Origin of the sequence: Brachybacterium fresconis (assembly GCF_017876515.1) — a bacterium.
GTDB classification, from domain to species: Bacteria; Actinomycetota; Actinomycetes; order Actinomycetales; family Dermabacteraceae; genus Brachybacterium; species Brachybacterium fresconis.
The window spans coordinates 4,320,584-4,338,303 of record NZ_JAGIOC010000001.1; the positions used below are offsets into that span (position 1 = coordinate 4,320,584).

16 protein-coding genes and 1 riboswitch are annotated in these 17,720 nt (G+C 72.7%); of the genes, 3 read left to right on the plus strand and 13 right to left on the minus strand.

All coding sequences use genetic code 11. The features are described from left to right. Positions 1-21 precede the first annotated feature (21 nt). The 6 genes from JOF44_RS19140 to JOF44_RS19165 all read right to left on the minus strand — a co-directional run bounded on the left by JOF44_RS19140 (position 22) and on the right by JOF44_RS19165 (position 6,869). Entirely contained in the window at positions 22-453 is a 432-nt protein-coding gene (locus tag JOF44_RS19140) for an ankyrin repeat domain-containing protein (RefSeq protein WP_342591855.1), read from the minus strand. Positions 454-500: 47 nt separating this feature from the next. After that, positions 501-2,597 carry an ATP-binding cassette domain-containing protein gene (locus JOF44_RS19145; protein WP_209895182.1) on the minus strand — a complete coding sequence of 699 codons (2,097 nt, stop codon included), beginning with the start codon at positions 2,595-2,597 and terminating at the stop codon, positions 501-503. After that, a complete protein-coding gene (locus tag JOF44_RS19150) occupies positions 2,575-3,156 on the minus strand; it encodes an ECF transporter S component (RefSeq protein WP_209895184.1) in 582 nt (193 codons plus the stop codon). The genes JOF44_RS19145 and JOF44_RS19150 overlap by 23 nt, the downstream gene beginning before the upstream one ends. Positions 3,157-3,202: 46 nt before the next feature. Next, positions 3,203-3,310, minus strand: a riboswitch (TPP riboswitch). Between the two features lie 22 nt (positions 3,311-3,332). Next, positions 3,333-3,905: a hypothetical protein gene (locus tag JOF44_RS19155; protein WP_209895186.1), complete on the minus strand. Its 573-nt coding sequence runs from the start codon at positions 3,903-3,905 to the stop codon at positions 3,333-3,335. Further along, entirely contained in the window at positions 3,902-5,923 is a 2,022-nt protein-coding gene (locus JOF44_RS19160; RefSeq protein WP_209895188.1) for a M13 family metallopeptidase, read from the minus strand. The genes JOF44_RS19155 and JOF44_RS19160 overlap by 4 nt, the downstream gene beginning before the upstream one ends. A 61-nt stretch (positions 5,924-5,984) precedes the next feature. Continuing rightward, positions 5,985-6,869 carry a hypothetical protein gene (locus JOF44_RS19165; protein ID WP_245349023.1) on the minus strand — a complete coding sequence of 295 codons (885 nt, stop codon included), beginning with the start codon at positions 6,867-6,869 and terminating at the stop codon, positions 5,985-5,987. 72 nt (positions 6,870-6,941) lie between these two features. Here JOF44_RS19165 and JOF44_RS19170 point away from each other — a divergent pair, with 72 nt between their 5' ends. Both JOF44_RS19170 and JOF44_RS19175 read left to right on the plus strand, forming a co-directional pair. After that, positions 6,942-8,000 (plus strand): ADP-ribosylglycohydrolase family protein, encoded by a 1,059-nt coding sequence (locus tag JOF44_RS19170; protein ID WP_342591856.1) that lies wholly within the window; start codon positions 6,942-6,944, stop codon positions 7,998-8,000. Between the two features lie 5 nt (positions 8,001-8,005). Then, positions 8,006-8,725 (plus strand): endonuclease/exonuclease/phosphatase family protein, encoded by a 720-nt coding sequence (locus JOF44_RS19175; RefSeq protein WP_209895190.1) that lies wholly within the window; start codon positions 8,006-8,008, stop codon positions 8,723-8,725. Positions 8,726-8,764: 39 nt separating this feature from the next. On the opposite strand, the gene JOF44_RS19180 is transcribed toward JOF44_RS19175, so the two are convergent. Together JOF44_RS19180 and JOF44_RS19185 are read right to left on the minus strand one after the other, a co-directional pair. Then, on the minus strand, positions 8,765-9,544 hold the full coding sequence (locus tag JOF44_RS19180; protein ID WP_209895191.1) for a PIG-L family deacetylase: 780 nt from the start codon (positions 9,542-9,544) through the stop codon (positions 8,765-8,767). After that, positions 9,541-10,764, minus strand: coding sequence for a glycosyltransferase (locus JOF44_RS19185; RefSeq protein ID WP_209895193.1), 1,224 nt, complete (start codon positions 10,762-10,764; stop codon positions 9,541-9,543). Before JOF44_RS19185 ends, JOF44_RS19180 begins: the two co-directional genes overlap by 4 nt. A 139-nt stretch (positions 10,765-10,903) precedes the next feature. On the opposite strand from JOF44_RS19185, the gene JOF44_RS19190 reads away from it, so the two are divergent. Beyond that, positions 10,904-11,503, plus strand: coding sequence for a class I SAM-dependent methyltransferase (locus JOF44_RS19190; protein ID WP_209895195.1), 600 nt, complete (start codon positions 10,904-10,906; stop codon positions 11,501-11,503). 58 nt (positions 11,504-11,561) lie between these two features. Here JOF44_RS19190 and JOF44_RS19195 read toward each other — a convergent pair whose 3' ends face one another. From JOF44_RS19195 to JOF44_RS19215, 5 genes are all read right to left on the minus strand, one after another. After that, positions 11,562-12,251: an FAD-dependent monooxygenase gene (locus tag JOF44_RS19195; RefSeq protein ID WP_209896288.1), complete on the minus strand. Its 690-nt coding sequence runs from the start codon at positions 12,249-12,251 to the stop codon at positions 11,562-11,564. Further along, entirely contained in the window at positions 12,235-14,556 is a 2,322-nt protein-coding gene (locus JOF44_RS19200) for an HNH endonuclease (protein ID WP_209895197.1), read from the minus strand. The genes JOF44_RS19195 and JOF44_RS19200 overlap by 17 nt, the downstream gene beginning before the upstream one ends. A 385-nt stretch (positions 14,557-14,941) precedes the next feature. After that, positions 14,942-15,583 carry a response regulator transcription factor gene (locus JOF44_RS19205; RefSeq protein WP_209895199.1) on the minus strand — a complete coding sequence of 214 codons (642 nt, stop codon included), beginning with the start codon at positions 15,581-15,583 and terminating at the stop codon, positions 14,942-14,944. Continuing rightward, positions 15,571-16,890, minus strand: coding sequence for a sensor histidine kinase (locus JOF44_RS19210; protein WP_209895201.1), 1,320 nt, complete (start codon positions 16,888-16,890; stop codon positions 15,571-15,573). The genes JOF44_RS19205 and JOF44_RS19210 overlap by 13 nt, the downstream gene beginning before the upstream one ends. Before the next feature lie 84 nt (positions 16,891-16,974). Then, complete coding sequence (locus JOF44_RS19215; protein ID WP_209895203.1) at positions 16,975-17,691, minus strand: DUF899 family protein; 717 nt, start codon at positions 17,689-17,691, stop codon at positions 16,975-16,977. Between the last annotated feature and the right edge of the window lie 29 nt (positions 17,692-17,720).

Genomic DNA, 17,720 nt, shown 5'->3' on the forward strand with positions numbered 1-17,720 from the left:
CGACCCTCCGGCGCCGGATCCTCAGCCCTCGGCGGGCGGCGTCTGCTCGAGCAGGGCGATGATCTCCGTACGCTCGAAGTACCGCGCGGTCTCCAGGGCGCTCGGGGTCCCCCGGTGCGGGTCGGCGCCCGCGGCGAGCAGGGTGCGGGCGACCTCCACGGTGCCCTTGAAGGCGACCCCCGCCAGCGGGGACTGCCCGCGGTCATTGGCCAGGTCCACGTCACCGCCGCGGGCGGCGAGCTCGCGCACCAGCTCCGAGTGCCCGTGATAGGCGGCGAGCATGAGCGCCGAGTTGCCGCCGCCGTCGCGCAGATTCACCGGGGCGCCCTGGTCGACGAGCGACAGCAGGGTCGCCGCATCGCCGCTGCGAGCCGCCTCGAGCATCGTGGTCGCCAGCGCGATGACGGCCTCGTCCTCGGCGGCGGTGGGCTGGGGCTGGGTGTCCTCGTTCACCGCTCCAGGCTACGGCGTCCCGGAGCGCCGTGCACTCGTGGGACACCTCACCCCACCAGTGCTTCCGCCACGGCGGGCCACACCAGCAGCACCAGGGCGAGCAGCGCCCCCAGCACGTCGGCGCGCCCGAACTCGCTGGGCTCGGCCCAGGTGCGGTCCGTGGCGCCGGAGAAGCCGCGGGCGTCCATGGCCAGGGCCTGCTGCTCGGCGCCGCGCAGGGTGTCGACCAGGAGGGCCAGGGTCGCGCTCGCCAGCAGCTGCGGCGAGCGGGCCGAGCCCAGGCCGCGCTGGATCCGGGTGCGGGTGATGATCTCCCACTGCCGGCCCAGATGCCCCACCCGCACCAGGGCGAGGACCCCGGCGGCGACGGGGCGCGCCGGCAGATGCAGCCGTCCGCCGAGGGCATCCCCGAGGGGCGTCGGAGCCACGCTGCCCAGGGCCAGCACCCCGGGGGCGACGAAGACGCCGATCCGGGCCGCCTCCTTCAGCCCCAGCAGCCAGGCCTGACCGGACAGCGCCGGGGCCTCGCCCAGCAGCGCCGTGGTCCAGGCGAGAGAGGCGGCCGACAGCGCGATCGGCACCAGGCGCAGCAGGCCGCCGCGCAGCGAGCGGACGGCGAGCGGACCGAGCAGCACCAGCGGCACCAGCGCGAGCAGTCCGCCCTGCCAGGTCTGGACGGCGAAGGATCCGATCGCTGCGAGGATCCCGATCAGGCACAGCGTCAGCGGGTTCAGGGCGTCGGCCGGGATCCGGCGGCGCGGGCGGGACCGAGGCACCGCCTCGGGGTCGGGCGCCGCCAGGTCGAACCGGTCTCCGGCGCGGGCGATCAGGGACGGATCGTGGGAGGCGGCCAGCACCGCGCAGCCGCGGGCGGCGGCGTCCTCGAGCAGACCCAGGACGGCCTCGCGCCGGCGGGCATCGAGGCCGACGGTGGGCTCGTCGAGCACCAGCAGATCGGGCTTCTGGGCCAGCGCGGCGGCGATCGCGACACGTCGCTGCTCGCCGCCGGAGAGACGGTGGGGGTTGGCGCGGGCGAGGTGGACGAGATCGGCGCGTTCGAGCAGCTGATCGGCCAGTTGCTCGTCGTCGGCCCAGGGGGAGGCGCGCAGCTCCTCGGCCACGGTGGCGGCGACGAAGGAGTGCTCGGGATCCTGCGGCACGGTCGCGAGGCGGGAGGGGGCAGGACGCTGCGCGGTGCCGAGGGCGGGCGGGCCTGCCGCGGTCAGCACGCGCAGCAGCGTGGTCTTGCCGGCCCCGCTGGGACCGGTCAGGACGCCCAGGGATCCCGCACGGACCGTGAGGTCGACAGGGCGCGTGAGCCCCCGTGCAGGGACCGTGACGCCGTGCAGCGCCGCGACCACGGCGGCCTCCGGGGCGACCATCCGCGGCGCGGGGCCGTCCGCGGCGTCCTGGCCCTCCAGCATCCCCGCCGCCACCAGGGCGTTCCGGTGCTCGGTCAGGGCGGTGGCGGCGTCGACGTCCAGCAGGATGCGGGCCTGCGGACCCAGCACGACGAGCCGGTCGACGTGGGGCAGCCACGGCTCGATCCGGTGCTCGGCGAGCACCAGGGTGCGATCCCCGGCGGCGGTGAGGATCGCCGAGCGCACCTGCTCGGCCGTCGCCGCGTCGAGCATGCTCGTCGGCTCGTCCAGCAGCAGCACGTCCGGCCTCAGCGCGAGAGCTCCGGCCAGGGCGATGCGCTGCTGCTGGCCGCCGCTGGTCTCGAGCGGGGCCCGCTCGAGGTCGAGCTCCACCCGCGCCGCCGGCAGGGCATCGGCCACTCGCTGCCCGATCGCGGGACGGGACAGGGCCGCGTTCTCGGGACCGAAGGCGACATCCCGCCGGATCGTCGCCGCGACCAGGGCGTCGGCGGGATTCTGCAGCAGCAGGCCACGCTCCCCGGGCCGATCGGGCGGGCCCGGAACCCCTGTGCCCTGGCCGGTCTCCGGGTCGAGCAGGCCGGCCAGGGCCCGCAGCACGGTCGACTTCCCGCTGCCGCTGGCGCCCGCCAGCAGCACCCGCTCGCCGGCCGGGATCGCCAGGTCCAGCCCGGCGATCGTCGGCTCGGCGCGGGTGAGGGGGCGCCAGGTGAGGCCGGAGAGCGCGAGCTCCCCGGTCGTCTCAGGCCTCGGTGGCGCGGACATGCTCACGTCCCGCCGGCAGCGAGTCGACGGCACCGGTGGCCGCCAGCGCGCGGGAGGCGGCCCAGCCCAGGCCCCCGGCCAGCACAGCACCGGAGAGGAGGAAGAACGCCAGCATCGTCAGCGAGTACGGCCAGCTCATCTCCGGGTAGTAGGCGATCTTCTCCCACCCCCATTCCAGCAGGGCGGAGGCCATGCCGCCGAGGACCGCGACGGGCAGGGTGAAACGGCGGTAGCGGGTCAGCAGGAAGACCAGCTCGACCCCGCCGCCCTGCATCAGCCCGGAGACGGCGGTGCCCCAGCCCCATTGGCTGCCCAGCAGCATCGAGACGACCGCGGCGATCATCTCGGCGAGCAGGGCGGCACCCGGCTTGCGGACGATCAGGGCCGCCAGCACGGCCGGCAGGAACCAGATCCCGGCGAGCAGGCCCTCGGCGGGCTTGAACGCCGCCGTCAGCGGCCCGATCAGGGTGTACAGCTGCCCGTAGCCCAGGAACGCGACCCCGAAGGCCGCTCCGATCAGCACGGTGACCAGCAGGTCGAGAGTGCGAAAGCGTGTCATCACGTCTCCTTCCACGAGCGGAAGGGGCGCGGGACGCCGTCGGCGCCTCGCGGAAATCCCGACTCCCTACGCCGGTGCGAGCCGGATCAGGTTCGAGGGTCTGCGCTGGAACGCGCACTCTCAGCACCCTGGTGGTGCTCCCCTGTCAGTCGATGACCGTGAGCCAGTCTAGCCCCTCAGCGCCGCGAACGGATCGCCTGGTCGATCGCCTCGGCCGTGCCCTCGACGTCCTCGGGGGACAGCAGGTAGTTCGTGCCGGAGCGGCCGATGATCTCCACCATGGTGCCGGCGCGGGTGACCATCATCCGGTGCGGCTGCTGGGTCTGTCCGGTGGTGAAGATCTTGCGATCGCCGACGGGCGTCAGCTCGGCGCGGGTCGAGGAGGTCGCCTTGCCACGGCGCCAGCCGTAGCCGCCGAGGGTCACGCCCACCGTGTTCGCCGCCAGCGTGCGGTACTGCACGGTGCGGAAGTCCTCCACGGGCCAGCTGGCCCGCGGCAGGAAGCCGCCGAGGCTCACGGTCACCCCGCGCTCGTCGACCAGGAAGCGGGAGTGCTGGCCCATCCAGGTCCACAGCGTCAGCAGGGCGAACAGGCCCGCGATCACCGCGGCGGCCAGCACCGAGCTGCGGCTGGCCATCAGCAGGGTGACGATCACGCCGGCCAGTGCGGTCAGGCCGATGCGGGTCCACCCGACCCCGGACGGACGGGTGGTGCCGACATAGAAGGGGGCGTCCGGCCGCCCGCTCACCAGATCGTCACGCGCTGCTCGGGGGCGCGGTACATCCCGTCGCCCTCGCGCACGTCGAAGGCCAGATGGAACGCCTCGAGATTCGAGACCACCGTGTTGCAGCGGAACTCCATCGGCGCATGCGGGTCCACGGCGAGGCGGCGGATCGCCTCCTGGGGACGGTTCTTGCCGCGCCACACCGTCGCCCAGGACAGGAACACCCGCTGCAGCCCGGTGAAGCCGTCCAGGACGGCGTCGACCTCGCGCGCCGAGCGGCTGCCGCGGTAGGCCGCCAGCGCGATCGAGAGCCCGCCGAGGTCACCGATGTTCTCACCGATGGTGAGGGCGCCGTTGACGCGGTGGACGTCGTCGAGCTCGCGGGGGGAGAGCTCGGAGTACTGGGCGATGAGGGTCGCGGCACGGGCGTCGAAGGCCTCGCGGTCCTCGTCGGTCCACCAGGAGGCGAGGTTGCCGTCCCCGTCGTACTTGGAGCCCTGGTCGTCGAAGCCGTGGCCGACCTCGTGTCCGATGACCGCCCCGATGCCGCCGAAGTTCACGGCGTCCTCGGCCTCGGCGTCGAAGAACGGCGGCTGGAGGATCGCGGCGGGGAAGACGATCTCGTTGGCGCCGGGGTTGTAGTAGGCGTTGACCGTCTGCGGGGTCATGTGCCATTCGGTCTCGTCGATCGGACCGCCCACCTTGGCGTACTCGAAGTCGGCGTCGAAGCGGCGGGAGGCCCGCACCGTGGCGACCAGGTCGCCGGGAACGATCTCGAGGCCGTCGTAGGTGCGCCAGCGCTCGGGATAGCCGATCTTCGCGGTGAACTTCTCGAGCTTGGCCAGCGCCTTCTCGCGGGTGGCCGGGGTCATCCACGGAAGCGAGGTGATCGAGTCGCGGTAGGCGTCCATCAGTGCGTCGACCAGGACGGTCATGCGCTCCTTGTGGGCCGGCGGGAAATGGAGGGCGACGTACTCGCGGCCGACGGCGAAGCCCACGGCGCCCTCGACGAAGGCGACCGCGCGCTTCCAGCGCTCCCGCAGCTCCTCGGCGCCGGAGAGCACCCTGCCGGAGAAGGCGAAGTCCTCCTCGACCAGATCCGCATGCAGGTACGGGGCGTAGGCGCCGACGGTGTGCAGCGCCAGCCAGGTGCGCAGCACGGCGAGGTCCTCGCCGGCCAGCAGCTCGGCGGCGGCGGAGACGAACTCGGGCTGGCCGATCGAGACCACCTCGACGGCGGCGGCCGGTGCCCCGGAGCCCTCGAGATAGGCGTCCCAGCAGAATTCTGGGGCGAGCTCGCGGCGCTGGGCGTCGTCCATCGGGTTGTAGGACTTCTCGCGGTCGCGCAGGCGGACCACGTCGACGTGGCAGGCGGCCAGGCGGGTCTCGAAGTCCATCACCGCACGGGCGAGGTCCTCGGCCTCCCCGGCGAGCAGACCCTCCCGGCCCGGCAGGTGGGCGATGCGCGCGAGTTCGGCGAGGTGAGCCGTGTAGGCCTCCCGGATCTCGGCGTAGTGCTCCTCGCGGTAGTAGGACTCATCGGGCAGGCCGAGACCGCCCTGGTGGAGCTTCACCTGGTAGCTGGAGGAGTCGTGGTCGTCGGTCCAGACGTAGGCCAGCAGCGCGCTGGTCCCCGAGTCGGGCGCGGCCATGGTGCGGGTGAGGGCCGGCAGGTCCGCGCTCCCGGTCACGGTGGCCAGGAGGTCCTCGAGCGGGGCGATCCCGGCGCGCTCGATCGACTCGGTGTCCATGAACATGCGGTACAGGGCGCCGACGCGACCGTGGTCGGTGGTGGGGGCGACGGCGGGTTCCGCGGCGTCGACCTCCTCGGCCGCGTCCTCGATGATCTCCCGCACCCGTTGCTCGGAGAGGTCCCGCAGCTGGTGGAAGGCTCCGTCGCTCGACCGGTCCGCCGGGATCTCGTGGGCGGCGAGCCAGCGGCCGTTGACGTGGCCGAAGAGGTCGTCCTGGAGGCGGACATCGGGATCGACCTCGGTCAGCGCGAGGCCGGAGCGGGCGGTGGAGGTGGGGGCAGCGGTCATCATCGGCTCCTGCGGGATCGTGGGGTGGGAAGAGTCAGGCGGGTCAGCGGTGCTGCGCGGGTCAGAGCCCGATCAGCCCGAGCGAGGCGAGGGCCAGGGTCAGCAGTCCGATCCCCAGCGGGGCGTAGGCCCAGGGGGTCCGCGAGCGCTCTGCGGGGGCGCGGCGCTGCAGCACGAGCGTGGACAGGCCGGAGCCGATGGACAGCACCGCGGTCCCGATCACCAGGACCGGGGAGAGGATCACCAGGACGGTCGCCCCGACCTGGAAGGTGAGGGTGCCCACGATGTCCAGCAGGCGCATCAGCACGGCACCGCGGGCACCGACGCGCTCGGCCAGCAGCGTGGCCACGGCGTCCTGGGACCACTCCGAGGGACGAGCGATCCGGCGCCGGGTGGAGACGGTCTGCGCGGTCGCCAGGGCCAGCCACACCAGGGCGGCCCCGGCACCGACCCACACGCCGAGCTCGGCGCGGATGTCGGCGGGCCACAGCAGCAGCGCCAGCAGCACCGCAGCGACGCGCAGCACCTCCTCCAGGGCGCTGCGCACGGCGACCAGCCCCGGGTTCACCGCCAGCTGCTTGCGCGTGCGGGCGACGAACATGCTGGTCGCCACGAGGGCGACGAGATGCGCGGCGCCCAGACCGACGCCCAGCATCAGCACCAGGGGACTGGTGGGAGCCAGCGGCAGGATCGCCAGCAGCAGGACCACGCCGAGGACGGGCAGGACGAGCGTGAGGACCGACAGGCCCTTGACCAGGTCCTGGACCAGGTCCGCCCCCGTCGGCGGATGATCGTGGTCGCTGTGGTCGTGCGGGTCTCCGTCGTGCGGGCCCCCGCCGTGGGGGTCGTTCTGGCCGTGGGGGTCGTTCTCGGGCGCGGCACCCGCCGGGACGTCGGGGGGGACGTCGGCAGGCTGGTCCGTGGACCTGCCGGGGATCTCGGTCATGGGGCTCCTTCGAAGTCCCTTCCAGGGTACTGGGGTCAGGGAGCGCAGACGCCGGTGTGGAACGATGATCACGTGAGCACACATGCGGCGATGACGACGGATACCGGGCTGACCCCTGAGCAGCGCAGGCGCGCGGCCGGATCGGTGGTCGCGGCGGCGACCGGTGATGCGCTCGGTGCTCCCTACGAGTTCCAGGCCCCCGTGGTCGCATCCGAGGACATCGACATGATCGGCGGCGGGGTCCTCGGCTGGCAGGTCGGGGAGTGGACCGACGACACCTCCATGGCGATCGTGGTGCTGGAGGCCGCGATCTCCACGTCCAACCGCCATGACCTGCGGATGGAGTCCGCGCAGGACCAGATCGCCCGGGAGTGGTACTCCTGGTCGCTGGGCACCCCGGACATCGGAACGCTCACCTCGCTGGTGATCCGCCACGCCTCGGAGCTCGCGCGCGAGAGCGGCCACTACGCCCCGCGGGCGGCCGATTTCCGGGCGGCGGCGATCGCCGCGCACGAGGAGCTCCCGGCCAACGCCGGCAACGGCTCGCTCATGCGCACCCACGCGGCCGTGCTGCCCTACCTGGTGTCCTCGGACGACGACGCGGCCGAGGGCATCGACGTGGTGTGCCGTCTGACACATGTGCACCCCGACACCACCGAGGCCTGCCTGCTGTGGGGCTTCGCGGTGCGCCACGCGATCCTCACCGGCGAGATCGATGTGCGCTGCGGCCTGTCGCGGCTGTCCGAGGACCGCCGCGCGCTGTGGACCGAGCGGATCGTGGAGGCAGAGACCGCGACCCCCGCGCAGTTCCGCCGCAACGGGTGGGTGGTCGGCGCCTTCCAGGCCGCCTGGGCCGCGGTGGCGGGCGTCTGCCCGATCCCGGACGAGAAGTTCGCCCAGCGTGACACGCTGGTGGCCGCCCTCGAGGCCGCGGCCCGCGCCGGATACGACACCGACACCGTCGCCTGCATCACCGGCTCCCTGATCGGCGCCGTGCTCGGCCCCAAGGCCGTGCCGCCGGAATGGCGGCGGGTGCTGTTCGGCTGGCCGGGCTACGAGGTGGAGGAGCTGTGGGGACTGGTGGACCGGCTGCTCGACCCGATGGCGGCCGTCGAGGACGAGGGGCGCTGAACACGATGAGCGAACGGGAGCCCTGGTCGCTGCGGATCATCGCCTGGAACCTGTGGGAGCTGCGGGGCGACCTGCACGCCCTCGTCGAGACGCTCCAGGATCTCCGACCCGACATCGTCCTGGTGCAGGAGGCGCCCCGCTTCGTGCTGCCGACGACGCGACTGTCCTGGCTGGCCCGGCAGATCGACCGGCGGGTGCTCCTCGGCGGCCTCGGCGGGCGCGGACTGGCGATCCTCGCCACCGACGACGTCGCCGCGCAGGTGATCCGGCGGGGACTGCAGCCGGTGCCGCAGCGGATCACGGATCTGGACTCGACCTACCCGCGCGGGATCGCCGCGGTGCGGCTCTCGATCCCCGGCGGCGGCGCGGTGATGGTCTCCTCGACCCACCTGGCGCTGCAGGAGGAGAACCGGCTGACCCACGCGGCGCAGCTGGCCGAGCTCGTCGAGGGCGCGGGAGCGCCGGCGATCGTCGGCGGGGACCTGAACGAGACGGCCGACGGGGCGGCCCGTCAGGCGCTCGAGCCGCTGCTGAGCGACCCGGCCGCGCAGACCGAGCACACCTTCCCGGCGGCGGATCCGGGACGACGCATCGACGCCGTGCTGACCACGACGGGGGTGCAGGTGCGGGCCGCGCACGCGGTCACCTCGACGACGCGGGTGCCGACCGAGCGCCTGGCGGGGGCGTCGGACCACCTGCCGACCCTGCTGGACGTCACGCTCTGAGGGACGCCCGGTTCCGAGAGACCTCGGACTCGACGGGCCTCAGGCGCCGACGCGCAGCCCCGTCCGCAGCGCCACGACGTCGTCCTGCCCGCCGACGTGGCGGATCCGGATCCCTTCCGCATCGGTGCCCAGGACGGTCAACTGCGTGCGATACGAGTCCACCGCGGCGCGCACGGCCTCGCCGGTGGCGGGGTGCTCGCGCCAGCTGAAGCCGCCCGAGGTCGAGATCGACCCCTGGGGGGCGCTGGAGACCTCGAGCCGGACGGTGGCGGTGCGGGCGCAGGCCGCGGCGGTGACGTGATGGGCCCGGACATGGTCGGGGTGACCGTAGGTGCCCTCGTCGTCGTAGCCGATCACGACGTCGGGGCGCACGTGGTCGATCAGTGCGACCAGGTCGTCGATCGCGTCCTCGAGCGGTCGGTGGGTGAAGCTGTCGGATCCGGCGCTCGGGGAGGGGCCGGCGAGGCCCTCGCGGATCCACTCCATGCCGGAGTCGCGGTAGCGGCGGGGCGAGGCGCCGGGCGCGAGGGCGGGCGCGGTGCCGAGCAGGTGGCGCGCGGCGATGCCGAGGTGCGCGCCGGCGGCGTCGACCTCGCGCTCGCGGATCAGGTCCAGCGGGCGGTCCTCGTCGGCGGCGATGGCACCGGGGACGACCTCGCCCTCCTCGCCGCGGGTGGCGGTGACCAGCTCGATCCGGATGCCGGCGGCGCTGAGCGAGGCGAGCAGCGCGCCGGTGGAGAGGGATTCGTCGTCGGGGTGGGCGTGGACGACCAGCACCGTGGCGGCGTCCTCGAGCAGCTGCCAGGGGTCGTGGCTCACGGGCGAGCTCCTTCGTGGGACTCGAGAACACGGGTGTACAGCGCTGCCAGGGACTGCGCGGCGGACTCCCAGGTGCGGGTGGCGGCAAAGGCACGGGCGGAGCGCACCGCGGCGTCGTACTGCGCGGCATCGCCGAGCAGGGACTGCACCGCCTCGGCCCAGACGTCGGGATCGCGGCTGGTCAGCACCACGCCATGGTCCGGATCGACGGCCTCCTGCACCCCGCCTGCACAGCGCCAGGCCACGACGGGCGTGCCGCTGGCCTGCGCCTCGAGGGCCACCAGGCCGAAGGTCTCGGACCAGCTGGTCAGCACCAGCACCCCGGCGCAGCGCATCGCCTCGGCGAGCTCGTCCCGTCCCAGCGATCCGACGAACTCGACCCGATCGGCGACCTCGAGCTCCTCGGTGCGGTCCCGCATCTCGGCGAGATACTCGGTGAAGTCCTGCGAGACGCCGCCGGCGAGGACCAGGCGCGCCTCGAGGGCGGGGTCGAGGTGGGCGAGGACCTCCAGGGCGAGGTCAGGGGCCTTCAGCGGCTGCAGCCGTGCGGTGAACAGGAGGGTCGGTCGCTGCCGCCGGGCGCCGACGTCGGTGCAGGGGCGGAAGCGGTCCACGTCCACCCCGGGACGCACCACGCTGAGCCGGTCGCCGGGGACGCCGTAGCGCTCGGCGACCGTGGCGGCCTCCGCCTCGGAGACGGCGACGATCAGATCGGAGCCGGTGGCGACGAACTGCTCGCCGGGGATGCGACCGGAGGACTCCGCGGGCTCTCCGGCATGGAGGCCCTCGGCGCCGTCGGGGGCAGCGACGGAGTGGAAGGACTGCAGGTGGGGCAGGTGCAGTTCGCGGGCGACGGGGAGCGCGGCGACGCCGCTGAACCAGTGGTGGGAGTGGATGAGATCATAGGAACCCGCGGCCAGGAGCGGATGCAGCGCCTGCCGGAACGGAGCGATGGCCTGCTCCATGTCGCTCTTGGCGAGCGGCCGGGGCGGACCGGCGTCGACGTGATGGAGGCGGAGCCGCTCGGCGACCTCGACGACGGCGGGGGAGTCGGGATCGCGGCGCCGGGTGAACAGATCCACCTCATGGCCCAGCCGGGTCAGCGCCAGGGACTGCTCCAGGACCACGACGTTCATGCCGCCGGCATCGGCGCCGCCGGGCTCCTCGACGGGCGAGGTGTGCAGGGAGATCGCGGCGATGCGCAGAGCGTCGGCAGGCATGCCCTCCATCCTAGGCGGGTGGTCCCCGGGGCGGGTATCCGGCCGCCAGGAGGTCGGATGTTCGCCCGTGACGAAAATGAAGGCGTCCTGGATCACGGGAAGTTGAAAAGGTGCACGGGTGTCATAGAGCCTGACTTGCATGGATACGGCGGAGAAGGTGGATTGGGCAACGTTGAACGCCCATGCGGCGGGCCGCCCTGCCCGCCGTCTCGTGGGGAAGGCGATCGCGGCCGCCGGTGGTGATCGCCACCCGGGTGTGGTCCTGGACGTCGGCGCTGGTGCCGGTGCCGATTCCCTGCAGTTCGCGCGACGCGGCTGGACCGTGCACGCCTACGACAGCGACGACACCCTGGCCGCCCGCCTCGTCGAGAACGAGCGGATGCCCGGTGCGGTGCAGTTCCACCACGTCGACATCGCCGAGGTCGAGGAATTCCCGGCGGCGCAGATCGTGTACTCGACCTACACGCTGGGACTGCTCGGGCCGGACGCCTTGCGTGACACCTGGACGAAGCTGGTCGCCGCCCTGCCGCGCGGCGGGGTGATGGCCGTGGACCTGTTCGGCACCAATGACACCTGGGCCGAGCGAGCGGACGTGGCGACGCTCCCGCTCCATGAGATCGACGAGATGTTCCGGGGCTTCCAGGTCATCGACCGCACGGTGCGGGACGAGGACGGCCGCTTCCTGGCGGACAAGAAGCACTGGCACGTGATCACGACCCTGGCGCGCAAGCTGCGCTGACGGGTCCGGGCGGACGCGGATTCCTCGCGCGACGGCGCAGGCGAGGGAGTCTTCTTCCTCAGAGGGGGCCGAGGCTCGCGATCCGGCGGAGCGCACGATCTCGCAGGCCCGCCCGCGACTGCATCATCGCCATCTGCAGCATGACCGCCGAGCCGAGCCGCCACGCCTGATCCACGGCGGCACGTCGCAGGGCGTAGTCGCGCAATGCGGCGGGGATGCTGCTGCGCTCCCGCAGGGCGGCCGCGAGCGCGTCGGCGTCCTCCAGAGCTGTGTTCGCCCCGTGTCCGAGATTGGGCGCCATCGCGTGGGCGGCGTCGCCGAGCAGAGCGACGTTCTGTCGCACCGGCGCGATCGCAGGGACGGTGTGGATGCCGTGGACGAGGGTGGTCTCCGGTCGGATCGCATCCAGGAGAGTCTCGATCGGTGCTCGGCGGCCGCCGACGACATCGCGCAGGTGGGCGAGATCCTCCGCCACCGAGGGGGTGCGATGCTCCGGGAGGCAGGCGAACCAGTTCGTGCCGGCCGGAGCTGTACCGGTCCGGGTGGCTCCGGCCAACGGCGTGATGCCCACCAGCCAGCCGCCGCCCCACGTCTCGGCCACTTCGGGTGGATCGATGTCGGCGGTCCCGCGCAGCACGGTCACCCCGTGGCTGCGCGCTGCCGCCCCGGGCCAGCCGGAGCGGCGCACGAGGGAGTGCGTGCCATCGGCTCCGAGCAGGAGATCCGCCTCGTCACGCAGCGGGCGCACGTCCTCGATCCGTCGTCGAGTGATCCGAACCGTGTCGGGCACTGCCGCCTGGAGGATCCGCACCAGATCGGAGCGGGCCACGAGCAGAGCGTCCCCGGCGGGGACCGTGAGGAGAACGCGCGAATCCGCGCCGATGAGAGAGCCCTGTCGCGGGGAGGCCGAGACCTCCTGCACCGCTTCCAGCACCCCGAGTCGACTCAGCACCCGCTGGGCGGAGCCGAACATCCCCAGGGATGTCTCCACGGCGGGGACGTCGAAGTTCTCGTCGATCAGCTCGACGTCGTGCCCGTCGTGGGCGAGGGCGATCGAGGCCGCGAGTCCGGCCACGCCCGCGCCCAGGACGCGGATCCTCCTGCGCTGCGTCATGGGACGTGATGCCTTCCTCGTCGGGAATGGTCGGAGGACGTGATGCCGTCGGTGATCCCGTCGGTGGTTCCGGCGATGATCCCGGCCCGTCCGACCCTACTGCCGGGTCCGGAGCCCCGGGTGTCTGCCCGGAGTCGTCGGGATCAGGTGAGCCGTCGGGATCGGCAGGGTCCTGGGGCTCGTCTCCGGGGACCGTGGAGCCGGGGTCCGGCTCCTGGGGGTCCGGGCCGTGCCGGGCAGCACCCGTCAGTGCCGAACCCAGCAGGCGCGGGGTGGCGGAGATGCCCTGTGCACCGTGGGGACTGGTCCAGGCCCAGCCATGTGACGGCGAGGAGCCGGCGGTTCCCGACTTGTTCTCGTCCGTGGTGGCCCAGACCGTGCCGCGCTGGGCGGTGTCGTGCTGGGCGGTGTCGTCCCTTCCGGGCCCGACCCCGGCCGTCGTCGGCCCGGCCGAGTCGAGATCGCCCGGGCCCAGCGGTGTGAGCACCCAGAGGCCGAGCTCCTTGAGCAGATTGCAGCGCACGCACAGGCCCTGGCCGTTGTCGAAGCTGGTCGGGCCGCCGCGGTGGTGAGGCGTCACATGGTCGATCTGTCGGATGGTCGCATTGCACCAGGGGGTGCGGCAGGTGGCGTCGCGCCAGCGGATCATCCGGGCGAGGCCGGCAGGGAAGGCTCGTGCCCGGGACTCCATGCCGACCAGCTCGCCGGTGCTGGGCCGCATGTACAGCCTCCGGTAGAACGCCGACACCATCTCGTCGGGATGGGGCTCCTCGGGGTAGGCCTCCTCGGACCCGGCCAGGTATCCCGGCGGGGTGCCCCGCAAGGTGTCGGTGACGATGTGGGCGGGCAGTGCGCCGTACCCCTCGAGCCGGGCGCATTCGGTGTCGTCGCCGCGTCCCAGCAGAGCCGTGTCGGAGATGACGATGCCGACGTCGAGGCCGGGTGTGGTGCGCGGACGCTTCGGCGCGCTCTCGTACGGCGCCCTGCCCTCCCGTGCGTCACCGTCCGGTGCACTGTCCTCCGGTGCATCGGCCTCCGGCGCGCCGCTGTGCAGGGCGGCGTCCACGAGCAGATCCGCCTCCAGAGCCGGGACGGACTCCTTCGCCCCGGCCGCCCGCAGGGACTCGGCTCGGCGGTGGAGGGTCTTCATCATCCCGGCCGCATCGATCCCGCGCAGCACGGCACTGACCTGGGCCATGCCGTCGGCCAGCGGCGTCATCGTCACGTGCCGGGAACGGGCGGCGCGCTCGGCCCGCTCGCGGGACCTCCCGGGCTCGAACTCCTGGATCAGCATCTGCACCTCGGAGCGCAGCTTCCGCTCTCCGGCGCCCGCCAGCGCCAGCGGGTTCGCGCCGACCAGCTCATCGATGCGGGCGATGGTGTCCGGGTCCGCCGCGGACAGAGCGCGGGACAGCGTCGACGCCTTCCGCTGCGGCATGCGCCCCGATAAGAGCGCGGCATGGACGTCCGGCATCTGATTCACGAGACGCCGGGCGGAGGCGAGGGAGAAGGAGGAGGACGCGGGGGAGATGCGGCGGGCATGTCCGATCTCGTGGGCGGCGCCCTTGCCCTGCTCCGGTCTGCGCATGCTCCGGGCCTCATCGTCCTCCCTGATCCGTCGTTCGGCACGGACCTGCCAGATGGCATCGATCGCTGCCACGGACGACGTCAGCTGTTCCAGACCGCCCAGGACGGCCAGTGATTCCTCGGCCGTTCCCGCAGCGGTGCTCGGCAGCGGGTCCCGCACCGAACTCGTCATCGTGAAGGCCTGCAGCGTGACGGCCAGGATCTCGGCGAGCGCGACCCGCGCCTCGGGGCTGCCGTCGAACGCGGCGAGCCGGTCGGTGACCGCGGTCAGCGGGTCGTGACCGCCCGAGGAGGCGGTGCCGGTGACCGGCTCCTCCTCGTCGGGGCGATCCCCGCTGCGCGTCGTGTCCATGCATCTCAGTGTACGTGTGTTCGAAATCAGACGAAAGGTCTCCGGAGAAACCTGGGATAACTCCGACAATGTGGATGAGATGGTGGACAAGGTGGGTGTGTGGAGGAAGGTCGACCGGCGTGCGCCGACGTGAGGACCAGCCCTCCCATGGGGCGCACGGCACGACGGAAATTCCCTCTCACCTGTGTGTGCGCGATCGGGTGCCCACGATGTCCGCAGGGTTCCCGCGTGCGCTCGCCCGCCTCCTCGTGGGGTCATTCAGAATGACGCATGTCAAGCGGTCGATGCGTATTGTGGAAAGCCGACGATGGGGGAGGGAAACGGGACGATGGGCGGCGACGACGAGAATGTCCGGCGCCCCACCTGTCTCGGCGTCCCGTCGGTCTCAGCGCCCCAGCAGCGTCAGCACCGCCGTCACCCGGCGGTGGACGCTCGCATCCTCGCTGAGCCCCAGCTTCGCGAACAGGCGCTGGGTGTGCTTCTCCACCGCGCCGCCGCTGATGAACAGCCGCTGCGAGATCCCGGTGTTGGTCAGGCCCTCGCCCATCAGCTCCAGCACCTCCCGCTCGCGCGGGGTCAGCTCGTCCAGCGGGGTCCGACGCCGCGAGGCGATCACCTGGCCGACCACGTCGGGGTCGATGGCCACCCCGCCGTCGGCCACCCGCTGGACCGACTCCAGGAACGCCTGGATGTCGAACACGCGGTCCTTCAGCAGGTAGCCCGTCGAGCGCTCGCCGGATTCGATGAGCTCGGTCGCATAGCCGACGACGACGTACTGGCTCAGCAGCACGATCGGGGCCTCGGGCCAGGAGCGGCGGATCTCCTGGGCGGCCCGCAGGCCCTCGTCGGTGTGGCTCGGCGGCATGCGGATGTCGGAGACCACGAGGTCGGGGCGCAGCTCCAGGGCGCGCACCACCAGCTCGGTGCCGGAAGCCGCCGTGCCGGCCACGGTGTGACCGGCGTCCTCGAACAGGAGTCGCAGGCCCTCCCGCAGCAGGGCGGAGTCATCAGCGATCAGGACCCGCACGGGATCACCGCCTCCACTCGGGTGCCTTCCCCCGCAGGGGAGTGCACGGCCAGTCGCCCCTCCAGGGAGGCGACGCGCCCGGCGAGACCGGCGAGCCCGCCGCCGGTGCGCATCTCGGCGCCGCCGCGCCCGTCGTCCTGGATCCTCACCCGGGCATCATCCCCGATCCGGACGACCTCGACCTGTACCGACTCGGCCCGGGCGTGCTTGGCGGCATTGGTCAGGGACTCCGAGACCACGTAGTAGATGCCGATCTCGACGTGCTCGGGCAGGTCCAGGTCCGCACTCTGCACGGTGGTGGGGACGGGGGAGATCGCGGCCAGCTCCGTCAGCGCCGCGGCCAGCCCGCGGTCGACGAGGATCGGCGGCGCGATCCCTCGCGAGAGCCGACGCAGATCATCGAGGGTCAGCCCGAGCTGCTCCCGGGTCTCGCGCAGCACGGTCTGGGCCTTCTCCGGGTCGTTCGCGGCCAGCGCCTCGACCCGCGCGAGATCCATCGAGGCCCGCACCAGGCGCTGCTGCGGTCCGTCGTGCAGGTCCCGCTCGAGCCGGCGCAGCGCCGTGGACTCCGCGCTGCGGCCCGCAGCGCGGGACTCCTGGGTGCGCCGCAGGCGCTGCTGGTCCTCGTAGCGGGAGCTGAGCAGCCCGCGGGCGACGCCCCGGTGCAGCGCCGACAGGCCCCGCACCAGCGGTCCGACCGTCAGCAGGAAGAACAGCCCGCCGGCGACCTGCAGCCCGATGTCGACGATCATCGCGAACGAGCCGCTGAAGCCCAGCAGCTCGCCCAGCCCGTTCATCTCGGCCTCCGGCAGCACCTGCGCGAGGATCACGGAGGCCAACGGTCCGCCGACGGTCCCGATCGCCCCGGCGGTCCAGGCGACGGTCAGGGGGAACGTGATCAGCACCAGCAGGAAGTTCACCAGCACCCACAGAGCATCGAGCCAGCGCTGCGGATCGGTCAGAGGTACGAGCAGGCGCCGCATCCAGCCGGCTCCCTCCGGAGCGCGTTTCGCGCCCGGCGTCGGCAGCGTGCCACCGAGGAGCACGGGCTGGAGGGCGCGCTCGGCGGCGGCGAAGCCGCGGGCGACGAGGACGCCGACCACCAGGATCGGCAGCCCGACCCAGACGACGACCGTGGAGACCCCGGCGGTGAGAAGGGCGAGAGTCAGGGAGAAGCCGACGACGCCGAGCAGCAGCGCGATCAGCCCATAGGCGAGGAAACGGCCGATCCGAGCGGCCCAGCGGCCGACGGACCAGCGCTGTGAGGTGGAGATCGGTGCCGTCTCGGGCATGGTCATCGTGGTCATGTCCCCTACTGTGGCGCGATCTGCTCGTCGGCCCCATCCTGCCACCGGGCCGGGCGCTGTCGGGCTGGCCCGACAATGCGCCTCCTACCCGTAGGTCGGGTACTGCGGCCACCCCTCGGGGGAGTCCTCCCAATCCTGCTGGCGCCCGTAGACGGTGCGGTCCATGATCTGGGCGACGGGCAGGATCGCCTCCGTGCCGCGCGCCGTCGTGGCATAGGTGAGGAACACGCGTCCCTCGTGCAGCAGATAGTACGAGTAACCGGGGATCGGGCCCGAGTGTCCGCCGTCCTCGCTGCGGAGGGTCCAGCCCCAGTCGTCGTGGTAGCTGGTCCCGCCCGAGGAGACCCAGGTGTGCGGCCAGCCGCGGTGCAGGCGCCAGGCGCGGAGCTTCTCGATCGGGGCCTGGGAGATCATGGCGAAGGCGATGCCCTCCTCCTCCAGACGGCCACCCTGGGTGGGCAGATTGTCGACCGCCCAGGTGCAGCTGGGGCAGCCTTCCTCCCAGTCAGGGCCGAACATGACGTTCTGGACCAGCAGCAGGTAGTCCTCGCCGAACAGCTCCGAGAGTCGGACGGGGCCGTCCTCACCGGTGAACTCGTAGTCGGGCACCTCCACCATCGGCAGTCGCCTGCGGGCGGCCGCCGCGCGATCGCCGGCGCGGGTGACCTCCTTGTCGAGGACGATCTGCTGGGCGAGGGCGTGCTCGAAATCCTCCCGATCGACGACCGGTGGTGCGGCGACGGGCTGCTGGCTCTTGGGGGAGAGGGGTCGGTCCGGGGTCTGCGGCGTCACATCGGACATGGCGGCTTCCTTCGTCGGGGCGGCTCGGC